This is a genomic window from Enterobacter sp. 342 (assembly GCF_036663495.1).
Classification (GTDB): domain Bacteria; phylum Pseudomonadota; class Gammaproteobacteria; order Enterobacterales; family Enterobacteriaceae; genus Enterobacter.
The window spans coordinates 16,575-37,648 of the sequence record NZ_JAWUEI010000033.1 but is presented as its reverse complement, the minus strand read 5'-3'; the positions used below and the strand labels follow the sequence as shown (position 1 = coordinate 37,648).

Genomic DNA, 21,074 nt, shown 5'->3' with positions numbered 1-21,074 from the left:
GCCGGAGGCGGTACAATCCCTCCACATGTTAACTCCCTCTCCCGTCGGGAGGGGGGATGATATTTACTCGCCAGGCGCTTTCATGACTACTCATCATTCGCTGTACAGCCAGATTCCTGCTACCGACCGTCTTCTTCACGAACCTCGTATTCATGCTGCAGTTGAGCGTTTCGGCCATACCGCGACGGTTGAGATGTTACGTCTGCTTCAGAACGAAGCCCGACACCACATTCAGGCAGAAAACACATTGCCTGACTGGTGCGCGGCGTGGGAACAGGAAGTTGAAAAGCGTCTGGATGAGAAAACGCAAAGCGCACTTCGTCCGGTGATTAACCTGACGGGTACGGTACTGCACACCAACCTGGGGCGCGCGCAACAGGCGGAAGAGGCGGTTGCTGCGGTCGTGCAGGCCATGCGAATGCCTGTGACGCTGGAGTACGATCTGGACGGTGCAGGGCGAGGACATCGTGATCGCGCACTGGCGGACCTTCTCTGCCAGCTGACCGGCGCGGAAGATGCCTGCATTGTGAATAACAACGCCGCGGCGGTGCTGTTAATGCTGGCGGCCACCGCCAGCGGCAAAGAGGTGGTGGTTTCCCGTGGCGAGCTGGTGGAGATTGGCGGTGCGTTTCGCATTCCGGACGTGATGCGTCAGGCAGGCTGTTCGCTGCATGAAGTGGGCACCACTAACCGCACTCATGCGAAAGATTATCGCGCGGCGGTGAATGAAAATACCGCCCTGCTGATGAAGGTTCATACCAGCAATTACCATATTGAAGGTTTCACCAAAACCGTTGAAGAAGCTGAACTGGCGGCGATTGGGCGCGAGTTGAATATACCGGTGATTGCCGATCTCGGTAGTGGTTCCCTGGTCGATCTCAGCCAGTACGGTTTGCCAAAAGAGCCGATGCCACAAGAGATGATTGCGGCGGGTGTTAGCCTGGTGAGCTTTTCCGGCGACAAACTGCTGGGGGGACCGCAGGCGGGGATCATTGTGGGTAAGCATGAGCTGATTGCACAGTTGCAGCAGCATCCGCTCAAGCGAGCCCTGCGTGCGGATAAAATGACGCTCGCGGCACTGGAAGCAACATTGCGGCTCTATCTGCATCCGGAGAAACTGGCTGACCGCCTGCCTACGCTGCGTCTGCTAACCCGGGATGCTGCTTCAATTCGTGCTCAGGGTGAATTGCTGCTACCCCGCGTTGCCCCTCATTACCCTGATTTTGACGTTCGCATTGAACCTTGCCAGTCGCAGATTGGTAGCGGTTCATTGCCAGTGGACAGACTACCGAGTGAAGCGCTCACGTTCACCCCGCGTGACGGGCGCGGTAGCCACCTTGACACCCTGTCGTCGCGCTGGCGCGCGTTGCCGACGCCGGTTATCGGGCGGATTTACGACGGCAGAATGTGGCTGGATCTACGCTGTCTTGAAGATGAAGAGCGATTTCTGGAGATGTTGTTGAAATGATTATTGCCACCGCCGGTCACGTCGACCACGGAAAAACCACGTTATTGCAGGCGATTACAGGCGTAAATGCCGATCGTCTTCCGGAAGAGAAAAAGCGCGGCATGACCATCGATCTGGGCTATGCCTACTGGCCTCAGCCTGATGGTCGTGTACTGGGTTTTATTGATGTTCCGGGGCATGAAAAGTTTCTTTCAAACATGCTGGCGGGCGTGGGGGGTATCGATCATGCCCTGCTGGTGGTGGCCTGTGATGACGGTGTAATGGCGCAAACGCGCGAGCATCTGGCGATCCTGCAGTTGACGGGCAACCCGCAGTTAACCGTTGCGCTGACCAAAGCCGATCGCGTGGATGAGGCGCGCATCAGTGAAGTGCGCGAAACGGTACAGGCGACCTTACGTGAATATGGTTTTGCCGATGCGCCGCTTTTTGTCACGGTAGCGACTGAAGGTCGCGGTATCGACGATCTTCGCCGCCATTTGCAGCAATTATCATCGCGCGATCACGCCAGCCATCATCGTTTCCGTCTGGCGATTGATCGGGCGTTTACTGTTAAAGGTGCGGGTTTGGTCGTCACGGGTACGGCGCTAAGCGGCGAAGTGAGAGTGGGTGACACTTTATGGCTGACGGGCGTTAACAAACCGATGCGTGTGCGTGGTTTACATGCGCAAAACCAGCCCGTAGAGCATGCTCATGCCGGGCAGCGAATCGCACTTAATATTGCCGGTGATGCGGAAAAAGACCAGCTTAACCGTGGTGACTGGCTGCTGGCTGGCACTCCTCCAGAACCGTCTGAGCGCGTGATCGTCTCTCTGCAGACGCACTTGCCGCTGACTCAATGGCAACCGCTGCATATTCACCACGCGGCCAGCCATATTACCGGACGCATCTCGCTGCTGGAAAACGACCTTGCCGAGCTGGTTTTCGATTCACCACTCTGGCTTGCAGATAATGACCGTCTGGTTCTGCGCGATATTTCAGCGCGGGAAACGCTGGCCGGGGCGCGAGTGGTGACACTCCACTCACCGCGACGTGGCAAGCGTAAACCTGAGTATCTGCATTGGCTGTCTGCGCTGGCGCAGGCGACGGATGATAAAACAGCGTTGCTGGTTCATCTCGAGCGCGGTGCGGTGAATCTTGCTGATTTTGCATGGGCTCGCCAGTTGAGTGAAGAAGGTTTACGTCAGCTGACCCAGGAGCCGGGATTTATTCAGGCTGGCAACAGTCTGCTGAACGCCCCGGTGGCGGCACACTGGCAGCGTAAAATATTGAACACGCTTGCGACTTACCACGAACAGCATCAGGATGAACCGGGCCCCGGCCGCGAGCGTCTGCGACGCATGGCGCTGCCGATGGAAGACGATGCGCTGGTGCTGCTGTTGATTGAAAATATGCGCGAAACGGGGGTGATTAAAAGTCACCACGGTTGGCTGCATCTGCCGGATCACAAAGCCGGGTTTACCGCTGAGCAAGAGGCAGTATGGCAAAAAGTGGCATCACTGTTTGGCGATGAGCCATGGTGGGTTCGCGACCTGGCCCGCCAAACGAACACTGACGAGCAAGTGATGCGCCAGGTATTGCGCCATGCGGCTCAGCAGGGGCTTATCGTCGCGATCGTGAAAGATCGTTATTATCGTAACGATCGCATTGTTGCGTTTGCCAACTTGATCCGCGAGCTGGATCAGGAACGAGGCTCTACCTGTGCAGCCGATTTCCGCGACCGGTTGAATGTTGGCCGCAAGCTGGCGATCCAGATCCTGGAATATTTCAACCGTATCGGGTTTACCCGTCGTCGTGGGAATGATCATTTATTACGCGATTCACTATTATTTCCGCAAACATAAAGCAGGAATTAATACAAAAATAGAATAGATAGAAAGAGATTTAAATATTAATTCACACCTTCGCAGGGTTAAATTTATTCAACCTGCGAAGGTCTTCGCAAAATCATATTTTTGATCATGTTTTTTGCGTAATCTTTACCTTATGCTGCCGACAATTTTTATCTCTTTGAGGAAATATCATGGCTGCATCCGTATTTTATATTCCTTCCGTGAATATTATTGGTTCTGATTCATTAGACACCGCAATGGATACCATGCGCGACTACGGCTGGCGCCGCGCGCTGATTGTCACCGATACCATGCTGAGCAAGCTGGGTATGGTCGCCAGTATTCAACATGCTCTGAAAGAACGTGATATTTCCAGCGTTGTGTATGACGGCACGCACCCTAATCCGACGACAGCAAATGTGGCGGCAGGTCTGGAAATATTAAAAGCAAATCAGTGTGACTGTATTATTTCACTGGGTGGTGGTTCACCTCACGATTGTGCAAAAGGTATTGCACTGGTGGCAGTGAACGGCGGTGATATTCGTGATTATGAAGGTGTCGATCGCTCTGCAAAACCACAATTGCCGATGATTGCGATTAATACTACCGCGGGTACGGCGTCGGAAATGACGCGTTTCTGTATTATTACTGATGAGACGCGTCATATTAAAATGGCGATAGTGGATAAGCACGTTACGCCAGTACTGTCTGTTAACGATTCCTCGCTCATGTCAGGAATGCCACCCTCACTGACAGCGGCAACCGGTATGGATGCCCTGACGCACGCGATTGAAGCGTATGTGTCTGTGGCGGCCACACCTATTACTGATGCCTGTGCGCTGAAAGCGGTGACGATGATTAGTGAAAACCTGGTACATGCCGTTGAAGATGGCAGTAACGCTCAGGCGCGTGAAGCGATGGCCTATGCACAATTCCTCGCTGGCATGGCGTTTAACAATGCTTCACTAGGCTATGTACACGCGATGGCGCATCAGTTGGGTGGTTTCTACGATCTGCCGCATGGCGTCTGTAATGCTGTACTGCTTCCGCACGTTCAGGTGTTTAACAGCAAGGCGGCGGCGGGGCGTCTGCGCGACTGTGCAAAAGCCATGGGCGTGAATGTGAGTGAGATGACCGACATGCAGGGGGCGCAGGCCTGCATCGTTGAGATCCGTGCGCTTGCCCGCAAGGTCAATATCCCGGCGGGTCTTCGCGAACTGAACGTCAAAGAGGAAGATATTCCGGTCCTGGCAACCAATGCGCTGAAGGATGCCTGTGGGTTCACCAACCCGGTTCAGGCGACCCATGAAGAGATAATGGAAATTTATCGCGCCGCGATGTGACCCTTGTCGTAAACCCGTCACCGGCTGGCGAGAAAATCGTCAGCCGGGACTACCCTTGTTGTACACCAACAGCAAGGAGACGGTCATGACAAACAATCCTCCCTCATCGCGTATCCAGCCTGGCGAGTATGGTTTTCCCCTCAAGCTGAAACCCCGTTATGACAACTTTATTGGCGGCGCCTGGGTGGCTCCCGTCGACGGCGAATACTATTCCAACCTGACACCTGTCACTGGCCAGCCATTGTGTGAAATAGCCAGCTCCGGCAAGCGTGATATCGATCTGGCGCTGGATGCGGCGCATAAAGCGAAAGATAAATGGGGCCATACTTCCGTCCAGGACCGTGCGGCCATATTGTTCAAAATTGCCGACCGGATGGAGCAAAATCTGGAGCTGCTGGCGACGGCGGAAACCTGGGATAACGGCAAGCCTATCCGGGAAACAATGGCGGCTGATGTGCCGCTGGCCATTGACCACTTCCGCTATTTTGCCTCCTGTATTCGTGCTCAGGAGGGCGGAATCAGTGAGGTCGACAGCGATACCGTGGCGTATCACTTCCACGAACCTTTGGGCGTGGTGGGGCAAATCATTCCGTGGAACTTCCCGCTGCTGATGGCGAGCTGGAAAATGGCACCTGCGCTGGCTGCCGGGAACTGTATTGTGCTTAAACCGGCGCGCCTGACCCCGCTGTCGGTCCTGTTATTGATGGAAGTGATTGGCGATCTGTTGCCACCAGGGGTGGTCAACGTGGTGAACGGTGCCGGAGGTGAAATTGGTGAATATCTGGCAACCTCAAAACGTATCGCCAAAGTGGCATTTACCGGGTCGACGGAAGTGGGTCAGCAGATCATGCAGTACGCCACGCAGAACATCATTCCGGTAACGCTGGAACTGGGGGGGAAATCCCCGAATATCTTCTTTGCGGACGTGATGGATGAAGAAGATGCCTTCTTCGATAAAGCCCTGGAAGGGTTTGCTCTGTTTGCCTTCAATCAGGGGGAAGTGTGCACTTGCCCGAGCCGGGCGCTGGTTCAGGAATCTATTTACGAGCGTTTTATGGAGCGCGCGATCCGTCGTGTGGAGTCTATCCGCAGCGGTAACCCGCTTGATAGTGTCACCCAGATGGGCGCACAGGTCTCTCATGGGCAACTGGAAACGATCCTCAACTATATTGATATCGGCAAGAAAGAAGGGGCAGATATTCTGACCGGTGGCCGCCGTAAAGTGCTCGGTGGGGATCTGCAGGAAGGGTATTATCTTGAGCCGACGATCCTGTTCGGTAAGAACAATATGCGAGTCTTCCAGGAGGAAATTTTCGGACCGGTTCTGGCAGTGACGACCTTCAAAACGATGGAGGAGGCACTGGAAATTGCGAATGACACACCGTATGGCCTGGGGGCAGGTGTCTGGAGCCGCAATGGAAATCTGGCTTATAAAATGGGAAGAGGCATTCAGGCCGGGCGCGTATGGACTAACTGCTACCATGCCTATCCGGCGCATGCGGCATTTGGTGGTTATAAGCAATCTGGCATCGGGCGTGAAACGCATAAGATGATGCTGGAGCATTACCAGCAGACAAAATGTCTATTGGTCAGTTATTCCGATAAACCTCTGGGACTGTTCTAATCACTCAGCTCAGGTCGTCCATGGGCGGCCTGAGCAATTTGCTGGCGCAGGCAGTTTAGTACGCCATCCAGGACGTATTGCACACGCCAGGGCTGATATTCACGCTTGCGGAATATCGTCGTCAGGTCGAGCCACCACTCCTCCTGATGCGGGAAGCAAGGGACTAACATGCCCTGCGTTAATTCTTTTTTCAGACTCTCTTTGGGAGCAAAAACAATTCCAAGATTATTTCTTGCCAGTTCCAGAGCCGTCTGCGTATTGTCGCAAATATAGTTCCCGGTCACTCTGTAATCATGGACCTCATCGCTACCATGCACGCGGAAACGCCAGATGTTTGCATCATCAACCAGCATGGAGTCTATAAGAATACAGGAGTGGTTAATTAAATCTTCAGGTCCCGTTAAGGGGTGTTTATTTAAATACTCTTTGGTTGCAAATGCTGTAACCGAATATTTTGTTAAAACACTCGCAACCAGACTTTCGTCTTTTGGTTGCGCATAGGTAATTAAAATATCGCAGTCATCCGGAAAGGAAACACCTTCAGAATATTCATTACGATCCAGGTTGTACGTTTTCAGGGAGATGCGGATATCACCGATGTCCTCTATCTTGTGGATCACGTGTCGCGCGAGGTAGGTCACAATGCCCGTTGGGGCATAGATTGTGACTTTTCCACGTTTTTCATGCTTATAATCGGCAATGAAATTAACAAGTTGGCTGTTTTTGTCCAGCGAAGCGTTAATGTAAGGGAGTAATGCTTCACCAAACTGGGTTAGGGCCAGTTGGCGAGTGGTGCGCTCAAAAACCTTGAGTCCAACCCGTGTTTCAAAATCAGACAGATATTTACTGACGTTGGCCTGCGCCATACCCAGCAGGGCGGCGGCATCACCAATGCTGTGGGTTGCTGCGATGACGGATATAATTTTTAATTCGCGTGGCTTTAGTTGTAATTTACTCATCATGCACACCCATCTATATGCTTTTATATATAATATTATATAAAGTGCAGCGTTGCATTGACAAATTTGTAACCATTATTATTCGCCTCGCTTGTTTGGCGTTTAAATGGATTACATGTAATGACTATTAAATACAATTTACTCATCGCTGCCACGTTATTTGCAACATCATCTGCAATGGCCGGTGACTTTTCACTTGGAGCGGGGGCTGTATTTAATGAGTCTCCTTACAAAGGATATAACGAAAATACTACCGCAGTACCGTTAATTAGCTACGAAGGCGATCGTTTCTACGTGCGCCAGACCACAGGAGGGTGGATCCTGTGGAAAGATGAAAAAAATGAATTCAGCCTGACTGCATCCTGGATGCCGCTCCACTTTGATCCTGATGACAACGACGACCATCAGATGAAAAAGCTTGATGAGCGAAAAGCCTCTGCCTTCCTCGGTGGTGCATACTACCGCCATGAAAGCTGGGGTTCGCTGAAAGTGGCGGTCTCTGGTGATGCCACGGATGAAAGCGGCGGCGTGATCGGTGAGGTATCCTACTTCCGTCCAATCCGTATGGAACGCCTGACACTGACGCCATCTGTCGGTATTTTCTATAGCGATGAGAGCTATAACGACTACTACTACGGGGTATCCGGCAGTGAGTCTCGTCGTTCAGGCCTGGACGAATACACCGCGGGTGACAGCTGGACGCCATACGTTGGTCTGGCGGCTAAATATCAGTTAACCCAGAAACTGTTCCTCAATGCCAGCGCGGTTTATACCGTGTTACCTGATGACGTGAAGAACAGCCCGATGATCGACCGTGACGACAGCTTCGCGCTGATGACCGGCCTGACCTGGCGTTTCTGATACGGTAAAGCCGGGTGGCGTCTTCGCCTTACCCGGCCTTCATGGGTATCATTATAGTTATAGTCAGCCCGCGTAAGCGAAGCGTCACCGGGTACTTTTTGATAGCACCAGGTCTACTGTTTTCCTTTCCTGTAATTACTTCCTCAATAGTTGATGACTCATTTGGTGTTTCGATGATCGCTGGGGTACTGCCCGTAATACGCATTCGCCCCGTGCTTGCGCAGATAGTGCTTATCCAGCAACTCCTGTTGCATCACTGGGAGCTGCGGTGCCAGCTGGCGTGAAAACAGGCCCATACAGGCGCACTCTTCCAGCACCACCGCGTTGTGTACTGCATCAGCCGCATTTTTTCCCCAGGCAAACGGACCGTGAGAATGGACCAGCACTGCCGGAATTTGCATCGGGTTTAAGTCGCGCTCCTCGAATGTTTTGATGATCACTTCACCCGTCCGATATTCGTATTCCCCGGCAATTTCAGCCGTGGTCATCAGCCGTGTGCAGGGGATCGCACCATAAAAGTAGTCGGCATGCGTGGTGCCCCAGGCAGGTAAATCCAAACCCGCCTGCGACCAGATTGTGGCGTGGCGGGAATGTGTATGGACGATGCCGCCAATCTCAGGGTAACGGCGATACAACGCAAGATGCGTTGGCGTGTCGGATGACGGTTTTTTGCTGCCTTCGACTACCGCACCCGTGGCAATATCAACCACCACCATATCGTTTGCGGTCATCACGTCATACTCCACGCCGGAGGGTTTGATCACCATCAGCCCGTTTTCACGATCGACCGCGCTCACATTACCCCAGGTAAATGTCACCAGCTGGTGGGCGGGAAGCGCCAGGTTTGCTGCCAGCACTTCAGCTTTGAGTTGTTCTAACATGTCATGCCTCCTTCCTGCATACGGGCTTCAATCCAGCGACGCGCCTGGATGATTTCCAGTACGGGTTCTTTTGCTTTTTCAGTCCACATTTCAATCAGAAACGCGCCACGATAGTTCAGTTGGTTAAGCGTGTTAAAGACGCCAACAAAATCAACGCAGCCTTCGCCAAACGGCACATCGCGGAACTGTCCAGGGCTGTGTTCAGTGACAGGTTGGGTATCTTTCAGGTGGATTGCGGCAATACGGTCAATGCCCAGCGTTAGCTCGGCGGTGACATCGTTGCCCCACGCGCTCAGATTGCCGACATCCGGGTAAACGCTGAACCACGGTGAAGCGAGCATGTCGTCCCACTTTTTCCATTTGCTGATGGAGTTCATAAAGTCGGTGTCCATGATCTCCACTGCCAGCATCACCTGTGCCGCAGCGGCTTGTTCCACCGCCCACGCCAGCCCTTCTGCGAAGCGTTGTTGAGTGCCTTCATCATGTTCTTCGTAATAGACGTCATAACCTGCAAGCTGAATGGTGCGGATACCTAAATCACGCGCCAGCCTGATGGCTTTGGTCATGATTTCGTGCGCGCGCTCGCGCACGGCTTCATCGCGGCTGCCAAACGGGAAACGACGGTGGGCAGATAAGCACATGGATGGAATCGCTACGCCGGTTTCCAGCATGGCTTCAACCAGCGATGCACGCTGCGTGGTGCTCCACTCAAGACGTGACAGACGTTCGTCAGTTTCATCAACCGACATTTCGACAAAATCAAACCCGCAGCTTTTCGCCAGCACCAGACGTTCCGGCCAGGTGAGATCTTTCGACAGCGCTTTTTCGTAAATACCTAACGGATGCTGACGCATGGTTACTCTCCCCAGATGTCGCGGATTTGTGAATGAAATGCCTGTGCCACCTGTGATGGGTGTTCTGCCCCTGCCAGTGCTCGCCCGGCAATAAAGGCTTTGACGTTGATCTGCTTAAACAGCGGCAGATCGGCAGGAGTGATCCCGCCGGTAATCGAAAGCTGCAACCCGATGTCAGAGAGCGCTTTCATTTTCGCGAGGTCCGCTTCGCCCCACTGCTGACCACTCGCCTGCGCGTCGCGCCCGCGGTGATAGATTGCCTGCTTCACGCCAACGCGATGCCACGCACGCGCGTCGTCCAGCGTCCAGTTGCCAAACAGCTCCATCTGGATTTCTCCCCCGCAGCGCAGTGCGACCTCGTGGCCTCGCTCAACGGTTGCCAGCGGGGCGGCGCATATGATGGTCATCCAGTTCGCGCCCGCGCCAAACGCCTGCTCAGCCAGCGTTTCTCCGGCATCGGCGACTTTCCAGTCCGCCACGATGATTTTGTCCGGGCACTGCTCGCGAAGGGCGCGAACGGCGCTCAGCCCTTCGGTCAGGCACAAAATGGTGCCCGCTTCGATGATATCGACGTGATCTGAAAGCGTCGCGACGTCGCGCTGGGCGGCCTGAAGTGAGGTATGGTCGAGCGCCAGCTGCAGTAATGGTCGGCTCATAGGTCGTACTCCTTAATACGGGCGTGATAGTCCTGAAGTGCTGAAATCAGTAACTGGTAACGGTGATATTTGCGCTGGTAGGCCGCATGGGCGTGCATGTCGGGTTCAATCACCCTGATGTCGTGTTTGAGGGTGAGCTGTGCAGCGTGGAAATCGGGGTAGACGCCGGTGCCTACCAGCGCCGCCAGCGCCGCGCCGGAGCAGCCGGTCTCTTCCACCTGCGGCAGCTCAATCGCCAGGCCGCTGACGTCGGCGAGCATTTGCATCCACACGTCCGAATGGGTCGGGCCACCCGTGACGCGCAGCGCCTGCACCTGGGTAAAGCGCTCAAGCATGCGGTTGAGGTGGGTCATGTGGCTGAACACCACGCCCTCGTAAACGGCCTGCAGAAGATGCGCGCGGGTATGTAGCGCCTGCATGCCGTAAAAACCACTGGTCATCTCCAGCCCGGCGTTGCTGCCGTAGAGGAACGGCAGGAAGAACAGATCGCTTTCCGCTTTCGGCAGGCTGGCGACGGCATGGTTGATTTCATCGAATGACATATCGCCCCATTGGGCAGTGAGCCACTCAAGATTGCCGGATGAAGTCGGGCTGGCTTCATGAACGATGTACTGCTGCGGGTGGACGTAACGGCCATACACATAGGGGAACGGCTCGTTGTCACGAAGCGCATTGGCAATCCCGCTGGTCACGGCCCAGGTACCCATCACGGCGTTAAGCGTATTTTCGTCCTGCAGCCCGGCGCAGATCGCGGTGGAAACCACATCAAACAGTCCACCAACGACGGGCGTGCCCGCCGCGAGACCGGTCTGAGTGGCTGCCTGAGCGGTGATTTCCCCGCAAATTTCTGCTGAGCCGACAATCGGCGGCAGTGCGCCTTCTATTTCTCTGATTCCGAGCCAGCGTGTCAGCTGTGGATCGTACTGACCGGTGCTCATGTTGTAGAGATTGGACTCCGAGATATTGCTCTCTTCGCAGCCTTTTTCCCCCGTCAAACACCAGCGCAGGTAGTCGTGCGCCATCATCACGCAGCCAATTTGCTGATAACGCTGCGGTTCGTTCTCTTTGACCCAGCGCAGGAGCGAAGCCGGATGCCCGGTCCACAGCGTCTGGCGCGTGTGCGGGTAGAGTTTCTCGGGAATGCCGTCCTGCTGCCAGCGCTGTACAATCTCCAGTGCCCGACGGTCAGAGGAGAGCATGGCGTTGCCCAGCGGTTGATCCTGTTTATCAAACAGAAACAGCCCTTTGCCCTGGGCCGAAATACCGACACCTTTGATCTGCTCGCCATCGACCCTGGCGTTTTTGAGCAGCAGTGCGACGGTTGTGTGGCAGTGCTGCCAGAGCTGGTGCATATCCCGTTCAGCATAGCCAGGACGTGCGCTGAGAGTGGCAACCGAACGGCGCTCAATACAGACCTCTTTTCCCTGACGGGTGTACAAACCAGCTTTAAGATAAGTACCGCCACAATCGATACCCAGCCAGAAGGGCTCTTTTTCACTCATCTTTGATTCTCTTGTGTTGCTCCCTCTCCCCGTGGGAGAGGGCTTGGGTGAGGGCATCAGGCCGCACGTTTATGTGAGTTCACCGAGGGATTCGGCTCAGCTCCGGCATCGCATTTCGCCGGTAAGAGCAGAGCCAGCAGCGAGGCCAGTGCCAGAGACACCGCCAGGCAGTAAACCCCTGCGTCTTTGCTGTACAGCGTGATCAGTACACCCACCGCATACGGGCCGCAGAAGCCACCGAGGTTACCCAGCGCGTTAATGACACCGCGTGCTCCGCCCGCCATTTCGGCGCTAAACAGACGCGCCGGAATAGTCCAGAACACGCCCGCAGCGGACTGCAGAAAGAATCCGCAACCTACCAGCGCGGCATAGGCCAGCCAGGTGTTCGCTTTCAGCGCGACGGAAAGGAACATGCAGAGCGCAAAGCCAATCAAGGGGAGAGAGACAAACAACTTGCGCTTGCCGGTACGGTCAGAGAGAGACGAGAACAAGAACATGCCCGCAATGGCGCCGATGTAAGGCAGAATGGCGAGCATCCCAACCTGGCCGATACTGGTGTGTGTCAGCTCTTTCAGGATGGTTGGCAGCCAGAGGGTGTAACCGTAAATTCCGGTCTGGTAGAAGAAGTTCAGGGCGATTAACTGCCACATGGTTTTGTCGGACAGCACTGCGCTCAGTGAGGCGTTTTTCACCTCTTTACCGGCAATCGCCTGCTGTTCCGCCGCCAGCGTTTTCACCAGGTAGTTTTTCTCGGCTTCCGATATCCAGCGAGCTTCTTGTGGACGGTCATACACGGTGAAGGCCCAGAGCACCAGCACCACAACGGACATCAGCCCTTCAATGATGAACAGCCAGCGCCAGTCGAGCGCGGTGATGATCCAACCCGACAACGGTGCTGTGATGATCCCGGCGATGGGCACAAACATAATCACAATCGCGTTGGCACGGCCACGTTCGGCATCCGGAAACCAGTTACTGATCATCGTCAGCACAACGGGTAGCATCCCGCCTTCCGCCACTCCCAGTAAGAAGCGCAACACCAACAGCTGATACTGATGGGTAACAAGGCCGGTCAGGACTGAAATCACCGCCCAGGCGACCAAAGACCAGCCGATAAACTTCTTACCACTGCCATGAACAGCAATCTTGCCGCCGGGAACTTGCAGGAACAGATAGCCGATAAAGAAGATACCGCCCGCCAGGCCAGCCATTGTGGCGGATATACCTAATTCTTCATCCATACCACCTGGCATCGCAAACGCAATATTCACTCGGTCCATATAAGAAATAATGCAGGCGATAAGAATAGGGGGAATGATTCTTAACCAGCGCTGGCGCGGAATATCCGCATGTAAAGCATGAGAGGTCGTGTTCATATTTAATATCTCAGTAAATGTAACCGGAATAAGATTTTTATTTTTATTGTGTCGCTTTATTCATGGCGCTAATGCCGTCGCGCAAAATGGCAATGCGATGGCTGACGTCAGCATTAACATTTATTTCCAGTAATTTAATACCGGAGAATTTCAATGTTGCGGCGCTCGCCGCAGTAAAGAGTGTTTTTGCGTGTTCAGTGGTCATTAAACTGTCGGCGCAGAACGAAGAAAACGGTGCATGGAGATCCTGCCAGTCACCGTATTCACCGGTTGCTGTTGTCCCGGAGAACATCAGCGCGCCGAGTTTTTCGGCGTTGAGTGCGGTTTGAACATGCTCAAGCGGAAGGGCAGTGTTACGACCTTCGATGGCCGAGCGCGCCCAGTTAATACACACGCTGATATCCGTTTCTTTCACCACCTCCAGTACCTGTTCCAGGGGTAAAAAACCTTTACGCGGTGCGGGGCCGGTCATGGCATCGCAGTGCTCAAGAACCAGATCGCATGACCAGTTCCAACCTGCTATTTCACGAATGGAGCGAGAGAATGCCTCAGTGGCTTGTTCGACAGAGGCGTTACCCGCCTGCGGTGCTGCCTGCATCTCCAGGGCGATCACTTTCCCGGGATAACGGACATTCACGGCGTCAATTTTCTGGTGTAGATGGCGATAGAATTCGACGCAGGCCTTACGCTGTTGCTCGTCGGCGGAGGCCAGACCGAACGCGCCGTTGGTACCACGGCGGCGCATGGTTTCCATCACTGCCGTCACCACGATTTGCCAGTCCCCTGGCGTATGACGGAACAGCCATTCATCACCAAACGGATGCAGGTTTTCAAGGCAAGGTTGTTCCAGCCCACGGATGTTGGGTGTGTCGGAAAGTTCCCGCCAGAAGGTTTGTTCTTCTTGTTCTCCTTTCTGGTGAAACGAAGGTGCGCAGGGGTACGCACCAATAATAAAACCGGTGTTGGTCATTTCGCATTCCTGTATTTATCAGAAAATTAATTCAATTCACTGATTGCCACTTTCACCACAATTTTACGAATTGTGGATTCTTTGTTCTTAATACAGGCAGGACGGTGGACATCCTGCGGGAAAAATATGGCATAACTGCCAGGTATCATTTCGATAAAGGATTCATTTTCGCTGGCGTGATAAAAAATAATATCCCGCTGTTCCAGTAATGATTCGCTTATTTTGTTGGTGCCGGTATCTATAGCGATACCGATTTGCTCTTCACCCCATGCCAGAAACTGTATATCCAGATAACGTCGGTGTACTTCCGGGCGATTCTCATGCCACGCTTTGGTGGTGAGATCGAGTACCTGGGCAAAGATGTTGCGTCCCTCAATTTCAACAACGCCCGGCTCCAGTGCCGTGAAGTCCGTGGTGCGCAGAAAATCGAGCGCCTTTTCAATCGCCTGTGGGAGACGGCACGGATTTGGCTGTGAAATATGTCCGAATATCATCGTCCACTCCTTACAGGGCCTGGATTTTCGCCCACACGCTGTCATCGACCGTGATGCCATTACGGCGGTTCTCTTCCTGCAGACGGGTGAATTCATGTCCCGGCAGACGAATGGCGACGTTTTCATCGGACCGCTCAGCGTTGGTGATGAAGTCCATGATACGTTGCAGTTTGGCATCACGGGTTGGCCCGTCGATCAGGCGGTCAACCTCGATGGCGATAAAGATCTGCGATACACCATACTCGTCGCTGTTGTCCTGCGTCACTTCCGCTACGGAAGAACCGTTGGAAAGCAGGGTAGCGATCATATCCAGTACGATAGACAGACCTGATCCTTTCCAGTAGCCCATTGGCAAAATGCGGCGGTTTTTCTCAATGACGCCGGGTTCACGGGTGAGATTACCCTCGTCGTCAAACCCGCCATCAACCGGCAATTCGCGCCCGGCCAGGCGATTCACTTCCAGCATGCCGTAGGAGAACATCGACATTGACATGTCGACCATGGTGATTGGGTTGGAGGGAATCGCAACGATTAGCGGGTTGGTGCCGATGCAGCATTCTTTTGATCCCCACGCGGGCATCACGGCAATGGAGTTGGTCCAGCAAATTCCAATATAACCCTTCTCAGCCGCCTGCCAGCCGTAGCTACCGCCGCGCATCCAGTGGTTAGCGTTACGCAGAGCCACCAGGCCGATACCGTGATCGGATGCCAGCTCCGTGGCGCGATCCATCATTTTCTTCGCTGTCAGGTTGCCGATGGAGCGCTGAGCATCCCACTGCTCAATGGCGCCTAATGACGTTACTCGTTTTGGCAGGGCGTCAGGAATGATGTCACCAGCTTCAAGTTGCTGAATAAAACGCGGGAAACGGTTCACGCCGTGTGAATAGACGCCGGATTCTGTGGTGCGGGCAAACATCTCCGCACAGGCATCTGCGGCGTCAGCTTTTACGCCGCGATCGAGCAGGACCCGATTAAACGCCGCTTTCAACTCTTCAAAGGTCACTTTCATCCCTGTTCTCCTGTTTATTTTAGGGGGCAGTGCGAGTGCTTTTTTATCGTTAAATTTCACTATGCGAAATCTGATTTCAAATATAACGATCAAAATTTGTCAGATCAACGACATTTATGTTTTTCAAAAATCATTAAAATCAATTGGTTGTGTTTTTTCTGTTGAGATCGTGAACTAAACCACACTTTGCGCTACCATCAGGAGCGCGATAAAAAGGAGCCATTTAATGAGCATGAAAGAGAGCGAAATGACGCAAGAAAAAGAGAGGCCAGCAGGTAGCCAGAGCTTGTTTCGCGGCCTGATGCTGATTGAGATCCTCAGCAACTATCCGAACGGGTGCCCGCTTGCGCATTTATCGGAACTGGCAGGTTTGAATAAGAGCACCGTGCACCGGTTACTTCAGGGGTTACAGTCTTGCGGGTACGTTACCCCGGCGCCTGCGGCGGGCAGTTATCGTCTGACCACCAAATTTATCGCCGTCGGGCAAAAGGCGCTGTCGTCGCTCAATATCATCCACGTGGCGGCGCCACACCTTGAAGCGCTGAATATTGCTACCGGTGAAACGGTGAACTTTTCCAGCCGGGAAGACGACCACGCGATCCTGATTTATAAACTCGAGCCGACAACCGGTATGCTGCGCACGCGTGCTTATATCGGTCAGCATATGCCGCTCTACTGCTCAGCGATGGGCAAGATCTACATGGCGTTTGGTCACCAGGACTATGTGGCGAGCTACTGGGAAAGCCATCAGGAACAGATCCAACCTTTGACCCGCAACACCATCACAGAATTGAGTGCCATGTATGATGAGCTGGCGGAAATTCGCGATCGCAGCATGGCGATGGACAAAGAAGAGAACGAACTGGGTGTCTCCTGTATCGCCGTGCCGGTGTTTGATATTCATGGTCGTGTGCCGTATGCGATCTCCATATCACTATCGACATCACGCATGAAGCAGGTGGGCGAGAAAAACTTGCTTAAACCACTGCGTGAAACGGCAGAGGCTATTTCAAAAGAACTGGGTTTTAACGTACGCGAGGCGTAACAGATGAACCAATTTATCATGGCGGATTCGGCAAAATGCATTGGGTGCCGTACCTGTGAAGCAGCCTGCGCGGTGTCGCATCAGGATTCCGTATCCGCACATGCCTTTACGCCACGCATTCGTGTGGTTAAAGGGGGGTCATATACCACGGCTGTTGGCTGCCACCAGTGCGAAGATGCACCCTGCGCCAATGTCTGCCCAACCCATGCCATTCGCCGCACTGCGGGAGCCTGGCTCGTGGAGCAGACGTGCTGTATTGGATGCAAAAGCTGTATGCTGGCGTGCCCGTTTGGGGCGATGCAGGTTCGGCTGGAGGGAAATAAGGCGCACGCGCTGAAGTGTGATTTGTGCATGCATCGCGAAGGCGGACCTGCCTGTGTGGAGGCCTGTCCAACCCACGCGTTGCGCTGTGTTGATCCCGCCAGATTACGTACGGAACGACAGCATCATCTGGCGTAAAACCTTAACCCTCTTCGCGCCAGGCTTTTTCAATTTCTTCGGCCAGAATTTTGACACCCGCTTCGATTTTTTCCGGATCGGGCACATAGTTCATGCGCATGCACTGGTGTGTATGCGGCCACGGTTTATCCAGGCCTGGGAAGAAGTAATCGCCCGGTACCATTAACACGCCGCGCTTCTTCAGGCGTTGATAGAGCAGTTCGGTGGTGATGGGCAGATCCTTAAACCACAGCCACAGGAAAATCGCCCCTTCAGGTTTGTGGATCAGGCAGCGTTCTTCCGGTAAATAGCGGCGAAGTGTTGCAATTGTCTCCTGAACACGCTGGTAATAGAACGGCTTAATCACCTCATTGGACAGACGCAGCAGGTCGTTGCGCTTAATCATTTCGCACATCATCGCCGGGCCGATACCGCCCGGTGAAAGGCTGATAATGCCGTTCATGTTGGTAATGGCGGTGATGATTTTTTCATTCGCGATGATAATGCCGCAGCGGCTACCCGGCAGACCCAGCTTAGAGAGGCTCATGCACAGGACAATGTTCGGGTTCCACAGCGGACGTGCTTCGCTGAAGATAATGCCCGGGAACGGTACGCCGTAGGCGTTATCGATCACCAGCGGAATGCCGTGTTGATTCGCCAGCGCATCCAGTTTCATAAGCTCGTCATCGGTGATCACGTTGCCCGTCGGGTTCGTCGGACGTGATACGCAGATCATGCCCGTCTCTTCACCAATATGCAGGTGTTCAAAATCGACGTGATATTTGAACTGGCCTTCCGGCAGCAGCTCGATATTCGGGCGTGCGGAGACGAACAGATCCTCTTCCAGGCCGGAATCGGCGTAGCCGATATACTCCGGTGCCAGCGGGAACAACACCTTTTTGGTGGTGCCGTCGGCGCGACGTCCTGCAAACAGGTTAAACAAGTAGAAAAACGCGCTCTGGCTGCCGTTTGTCAGTGCAATATTCTGTGGCTCGATATCCCAGCCCAGCTCTTCACGCAGCATTTCGGCGAGGAGTGCCAGCAGTTCGGTTTTACCCTGTGGGCCGTCGTAGTTGCAAAGCGCATCGGTTGCTTTGCCGCTTTCCAGCATCTGAGCGAGCAGCGTCTGGAAATAGGTATTCATCTCCGGGATTTGAGCCGGGTTTCCGCCGCCGAGCATGATTGCGCCCGGTGTGCGCAGCCCGTCGTTGAGGTCCTCCATCAGGCGAGTAATGCCTGAATGGCGGGTGAATTTGTCGCCGAAAAGTGAAAACGTCATAGCAGGTGATCTGTCGAGCTTATTTTGAAAGTGGGTAACCATAACGCTAGCACCGTGCTGGTGCAAATCGGGTGGTGTGGTCGGATTTGTTGTTTTATGTGGCGGGAATGGATTTGTGTAGTGAATAGTTCTGTTGATTTTTCCCTCACCCTAACCCTCTCCCAACGGGAGAGGGAACAGGAGTGAACCGTTATTAATTACCTGCCCATACTACCATCACCTTATCGCCATTATGCTCGCGCACGAAGCCATATCCCTCTTTCAGCGACAGCGTGGTTTGTTTGCCTTCACCAATCGCCGGATGGCGCGCGCGGAACTGACCCAGCGTTTGCCAGTGGGTGACGGTTAAAGCCTGCTTGCCCGTGACGTCCTGCCAGTTCATATCTGACCGGGTGCCCTGCAGTGGGTCGGAGCCTGTCGGCCCGAATGGACGTTCAGATTCATCCCCATAATAGATTTGTACGCTACCCGGCGCTAACAAGAGCAGTTCAGCTGCGCGTTGACCCCCTTCGCGGAACAGGCGCGTGTCATGCGAAGAGAGATAGCTCAGGACGTTGAAACTTTGCAATTTTTCCGCCATCTGCTGCCAGGTGAGGTCGATATCCGCCAGACAGTTCACCGCTTTTGCCGCTTGCTCCTGATAATCAAAGTTAATCATCGCATCGAAACCATGGCGGTAATAATCGCTCTGCATGACGCCGTGGCCCCAGGATTCCCCGGTCATCCAGAATGGTGCATTGTCGAGCTTTTTATCCGGGTGAGCACCTTTCCAGGCAGCCAGCGCCTGGCTGGCCTGGTCTTTCAGCTGTTGCCAGGCCGCCAGCTCAACGTGTTTGGCTGTATCAACCCGGAAACCATCAATGCCGTAGTCACGTACCCATTGGCTGAGCCAGTGGGTCAGATAATTGCGCGGGGTATACCCGGGTATGACTTTCGCATGGGTATCAGGCTTGTGTTGATAGAAATTAGGCAACCCGGAAGGTGAGGTGGATTCCGTTTTCAGGTCGGGTAAGAACGCCAGTGACATGGTTAAATCATCGAAGCCGGGGTTGTCGTAATCACCGATATCAGTGCGGATCCACTTTTTCCCCCACCATTTTTCCCACGCGGCTTTGTCGCTAAAGTTGATGTAGTCGTTAAAGCTGTGCCAGCTTTGGCCTGCGCCCGGCTTCCAGTCCGTCCAGCGTTCTTCCAGCGTCTTTTTCAGCTCATCACCCTGCAGATACAAGGCACCAAACTGATACTCCTGCATGTCCGCAAGCGTCGCGTAGCCCGTGTGGTTCATGACGATATCGAACAGGATACGAATGCCACGTTTATGCGCTTCATCGACCAGATGACGTAAATCATCTTCGGTACCCATGTTGGCGTCGAGCTTCGTCCAGTCCTGAGTGTAATAGCCGTGATAGGCATAATGAGGGAAATCACCTTTGGTGCCGCCGCCGACCCAACCGTGGATCTGCTCAAGCGGGGAACTTATCCAGAGCGCATTCACACCCAGTTGCTGTAAATAATCGAGCTTGCTGGCGAGCCCCTTGAGATCTCCACCGTGGAAGGTACCAATCTCCTGCATGCCGTCTTTGTGACGGCCATAGCTGTTGTCGTTGCTCGGGTCACCATTCACGAAACGGTCAGTGAGCACGAAATAGACGGTGGCATTTTGCCAGCTAAACGGCGCAGGCTTGTCGGTTTCGGCGCGCTCAAGCAGCAGCAGACCGTTGCTGTTAGCGGCCGGTTGCAGAGTGATTTTTCCATTTTGCACCGTCGCTGTCTGTTTACTGTAGTAGTCGCGCACGACGGAGCCTTCCGGGAAGGTATGGCTGACCTCGAGTGTCAGCGGTTTACCGTCCCACTTCGGGCATTGGCGGATAACGTTGGTAACTGGCTGTTCTGCTGCACTCTGGATGGTTAGCAGCAGGGTGGGCGTGCCGGATCGAGTATCAATCCGCATCTGGTATTCACCGTCGCGGAAAAGACGCCACTGCGGCGGCGTGCCGTCACAGGGTTTGAGCGACAGCATCTCGTTGAGTTTTATCGCATCGGTTGGCTGCCAGCACGTCTTGTCAAAACTTAGTGTAAGAGGACGCGTACCCTTCGCGAGCTTTGTCTGGCTGGTGAAAATCCCGGTGCCTTCGGTGTTAAATGCAGTAAACCCCGGTGATGACCAGCCTGCATGTGCCAGTGCGGGTAACATCAGAAAGGCTATTGCGGTGCGTTTCATTCCATTTTCCTGTCGCGGCATTTTTGACCAGTGTGCCATCAGGTTGTGGGTAAAAACTCATCCCTTATCGCTTTCTGCCAGGAGGACGCGAGAGGATGAGTGATCTCGCGCAAAATTAAGCAGTTATCTGCGATACCGCACACATTTTTTCGGGAATGGTGTTTTTGTGAGCAAGTTTTAGATGACATAGTTTCGGAATTGGACTATTTCTATACGTGCTCTTGAAGTCTATTTTTGATATGATTTGAGATTCCGCTCTCAAATT

18 protein-coding genes are annotated in these 21,074 nt (G+C 53.8%); 7 read left to right on the top strand and 11 right to left on the bottom strand.

Going from position 1 to position 21,074, the window contains the following annotated elements; translation table 11 throughout:
• Positions 1–82 precede the first annotated feature (82 nt).
• The 4 genes from selA to aldB all read left to right on the top strand — a co-directional run bounded on the left by selA (position 83) and on the right by aldB (position 6,264).
• Positions 83–1,468 (top strand): L-seryl-tRNA(Sec) selenium transferase, encoded by a 1,386-nt coding sequence (gene selA / locus V6E55_RS20680; protein WP_316943792.1) that lies wholly within the window; start codon positions 83–85, stop codon positions 1,466–1,468.
• The gene (selB, locus tag V6E55_RS20675) at positions 1,465–3,309 is read left to right on the top strand and encodes a selenocysteine-specific translation elongation factor (RefSeq protein ID WP_316943791.1); all 1,845 of its coding nucleotides are present in this window, start codon (positions 1,465–1,467) and stop codon (positions 3,307–3,309) included. Before selA ends, selB begins: the two co-directional genes overlap by 4 nt.
• Positions 3,310–3,488: 179 nt before the next feature.
• Entirely contained in the window at positions 3,489–4,640 is a 1,152-nt protein-coding gene (gene yiaY, locus V6E55_RS20670) for an L-threonine dehydrogenase (protein ID WP_316943790.1), read from the top strand.
• A gap of 85 nt (positions 4,641–4,725) precedes the next feature.
• The gene (aldB, locus tag V6E55_RS20665) at positions 4,726–6,264 is read left to right on the top strand and encodes an aldehyde dehydrogenase AldB (protein WP_028018230.1); all 1,539 of its coding nucleotides are present in this window, start codon (positions 4,726–4,728) and stop codon (positions 6,262–6,264) included.
• Here the strand turns inward: aldB and V6E55_RS20660 are convergent.
• A complete protein-coding gene (locus V6E55_RS20660; protein ID WP_114978947.1) occupies positions 6,261–7,226 on the bottom strand; it encodes a LysR family transcriptional regulator in 966 nt (321 codons plus the stop codon). The genes aldB and V6E55_RS20660 overlap by 4 nt on opposite strands.
• 117 nt (positions 7,227–7,343) lie before the next feature.
• Between V6E55_RS20660 and V6E55_RS20655 the strand changes: the two genes are divergently transcribed.
• Complete coding sequence (locus V6E55_RS20655; RefSeq protein WP_049006241.1) at positions 7,344–8,084, top strand: MipA/OmpV family protein; 741 nt, start codon at positions 7,344–7,346, stop codon at positions 8,082–8,084.
• Between the two features lie 158 nt (positions 8,085–8,242).
• Here V6E55_RS20655 and araD read toward each other — a convergent pair whose 3' ends face one another.
• Genes araD through yiaK form a run of 8 tightly spaced genes read right to left on the bottom strand, consistent with a single transcriptional unit; the run spans position 8,243 to position 15,826 of the window.
• Positions 8,243–8,965, bottom strand: a complete 723-nt coding sequence (araD, locus tag V6E55_RS20650) for an L-ribulose-5-phosphate 4-epimerase (protein ID WP_316943789.1) — start codon at positions 8,963–8,965, stop codon at positions 8,243–8,245.
• On the bottom strand, positions 8,959–9,819 hold the full coding sequence (locus V6E55_RS20645; RefSeq protein ID WP_316943788.1) for an L-ribulose-5-phosphate 3-epimerase: 861 nt from the start codon (positions 9,817–9,819) through the stop codon (positions 8,959–8,961). Before V6E55_RS20645 ends, araD begins: the two co-directional genes overlap by 7 nt.
• Positions 9,820–9,821: 2 nt before the next feature.
• Positions 9,822–10,475 carry a 3-keto-L-gulonate-6-phosphate decarboxylase UlaD gene (gene ulaD / locus V6E55_RS20640; protein ID WP_316943787.1) on the bottom strand — a complete coding sequence of 218 codons (654 nt, stop codon included), beginning with the start codon at positions 10,473–10,475 and terminating at the stop codon, positions 9,822–9,824.
• Positions 10,472–11,977 (bottom strand): FGGY-family carbohydrate kinase, encoded by a 1,506-nt coding sequence (locus V6E55_RS20635; RefSeq protein ID WP_316943786.1) that lies wholly within the window; start codon positions 11,975–11,977, stop codon positions 10,472–10,474. The genes ulaD and V6E55_RS20635 overlap by 4 nt, the downstream gene beginning before the upstream one ends.
• Before the next feature lie 56 nt (positions 11,978–12,033).
• The gene (locus V6E55_RS20630; RefSeq protein WP_316943785.1) at positions 12,034–13,353 is read right to left on the bottom strand and encodes an MFS transporter; all 1,320 of its coding nucleotides are present in this window, start codon (positions 13,351–13,353) and stop codon (positions 12,034–12,036) included.
• 43 nt (positions 13,354–13,396) lie between these two features.
• On the bottom strand, positions 13,397–14,323 hold the full coding sequence (locus V6E55_RS20625) for a DUF4862 family protein (protein ID WP_316943784.1): 927 nt from the start codon (positions 14,321–14,323) through the stop codon (positions 13,397–13,399).
• Positions 14,324–14,349: 26 nt separating this feature from the next.
• Positions 14,350–14,817, bottom strand: a complete 468-nt coding sequence (locus V6E55_RS20620; protein ID WP_316943783.1) for a YhcH/YjgK/YiaL family protein — start codon at positions 14,815–14,817, stop codon at positions 14,350–14,352.
• A 10-nt stretch (positions 14,818–14,827) separates the two neighbouring features.
• Complete coding sequence (gene yiaK, locus V6E55_RS20615; protein WP_114978938.1) at positions 14,828–15,826, bottom strand: 3-dehydro-L-gulonate 2-dehydrogenase; 999 nt, start codon at positions 15,824–15,826, stop codon at positions 14,828–14,830.
• Between the two features lie 226 nt (positions 15,827–16,052).
• Between yiaK and yiaJ the strand changes: the two genes are divergently transcribed.
• Entirely contained in the window at positions 16,053–16,871 is an 819-nt protein-coding gene (yiaJ, locus tag V6E55_RS20610) for an IclR family transcriptional regulator YiaJ (RefSeq protein WP_021242452.1), read from the top strand.
• A 3-nt stretch (positions 16,872–16,874) separates the two neighbouring features.
• Entirely contained in the window at positions 16,875–17,330 is a 456-nt protein-coding gene (locus V6E55_RS20605) for a 4Fe-4S dicluster domain-containing protein (protein WP_316943782.1), read from the top strand.
• A gap of 4 nt (positions 17,331–17,334) precedes the next feature.
• Here V6E55_RS20605 and avtA read toward each other — a convergent pair whose 3' ends face one another.
• Both avtA and V6E55_RS20595 read right to left on the bottom strand, forming a co-directional pair.
• Positions 17,335–18,588 carry a valine--pyruvate transaminase gene (gene avtA / locus V6E55_RS20600; RefSeq protein ID WP_114978936.1) on the bottom strand — a complete coding sequence of 418 codons (1,254 nt, stop codon included), beginning with the start codon at positions 18,586–18,588 and terminating at the stop codon, positions 17,335–17,337.
• 193 nt (positions 18,589–18,781) lie between these two features.
• Positions 18,782–20,809: an alpha-amylase gene (locus V6E55_RS20595; RefSeq protein WP_316943781.1), complete on the bottom strand. Its 2,028-nt coding sequence runs from the start codon at positions 20,807–20,809 to the stop codon at positions 18,782–18,784.
• Positions 20,810–21,074 lie beyond the last annotated feature (265 nt).

What these genes read in the sequence shown, in the direction of transcription:
- selA (WP_316943792.1), top strand. Translation starts at nt 83, where the DNA reads ATGACTACTCATCATTCGCTGTACAGCCAGATTCCTGCTACCGACCGT.
- selB (WP_316943791.1), top strand. Translation starts at nt 1,465, where the DNA reads ATGATTATTGCCACCGCCGGTCACGTCGACCACGGAAAAACCACGTTA.
- yiaY (WP_316943790.1), top strand. Translation starts at nt 3,489, where the DNA reads ATGGCTGCATCCGTATTTTATATTCCTTCCGTGAATATTATTGGTTCT.
- aldB (WP_028018230.1), top strand. Translation starts at nt 4,726, where the DNA reads ATGACAAACAATCCTCCCTCATCGCGTATCCAGCCTGGCGAGTATGGT.
- V6E55_RS20660 (WP_114978947.1), bottom strand. Translation starts at nt 7,226, where the DNA reads ATGATGAGTAAATTACAACTAAAGCCACGCGAATTAAAAATTATATCC.
- V6E55_RS20655 (WP_049006241.1), top strand. Translation starts at nt 7,344, where the DNA reads ATGACTATTAAATACAATTTACTCATCGCTGCCACGTTATTTGCAACA.
- araD (WP_316943789.1), bottom strand. Translation starts at nt 8,965, where the DNA reads ATGTTAGAACAACTCAAAGCTGAAGTGCTGGCAGCAAACCTGGCGCTT.
- V6E55_RS20645 (WP_316943788.1), bottom strand. Translation starts at nt 9,819, where the DNA reads ATGCGTCAGCATCCGTTAGGTATTTACGAAAAAGCGCTGTCGAAAGAT.
- ulaD (WP_316943787.1), bottom strand. Translation starts at nt 10,475, where the DNA reads ATGAGCCGACCATTACTGCAGCTGGCGCTCGACCATACCTCACTTCAG.
- V6E55_RS20635 (WP_316943786.1), bottom strand. Translation starts at nt 11,977, where the DNA reads ATGAGTGAAAAAGAGCCCTTCTGGCTGGGTATCGATTGTGGCGGTACT.
- V6E55_RS20630 (WP_316943785.1), bottom strand. Translation starts at nt 13,353, where the DNA reads ATGAACACGACCTCTCATGCTTTACATGCGGATATTCCGCGCCAGCGC.
- V6E55_RS20625 (WP_316943784.1), bottom strand. Translation starts at nt 14,323, where the DNA reads ATGACCAACACCGGTTTTATTATTGGTGCGTACCCCTGCGCACCTTCG.
- V6E55_RS20620 (WP_316943783.1), bottom strand. Translation starts at nt 14,817, where the DNA reads ATGATATTCGGACATATTTCACAGCCAAATCCGTGCCGTCTCCCACAG.
- yiaK (WP_114978938.1), bottom strand. Translation starts at nt 15,826, where the DNA reads ATGAAAGTGACCTTTGAAGAGTTGAAAGCGGCGTTTAATCGGGTCCTG.
- yiaJ (WP_021242452.1), top strand. Translation starts at nt 16,053, where the DNA reads ATGAGCATGAAAGAGAGCGAAATGACGCAAGAAAAAGAGAGGCCAGCA.
- V6E55_RS20605 (WP_316943782.1), top strand. Translation starts at nt 16,875, where the DNA reads ATGAACCAATTTATCATGGCGGATTCGGCAAAATGCATTGGGTGCCGT.
- avtA (WP_114978936.1), bottom strand. Translation starts at nt 18,588, where the DNA reads ATGACGTTTTCACTTTTCGGCGACAAATTCACCCGCCATTCAGGCATT.
- V6E55_RS20595 (WP_316943781.1), bottom strand. Translation starts at nt 20,809, where the DNA reads ATGAAACGCACCGCAATAGCCTTTCTGATGTTACCCGCACTGGCACAT.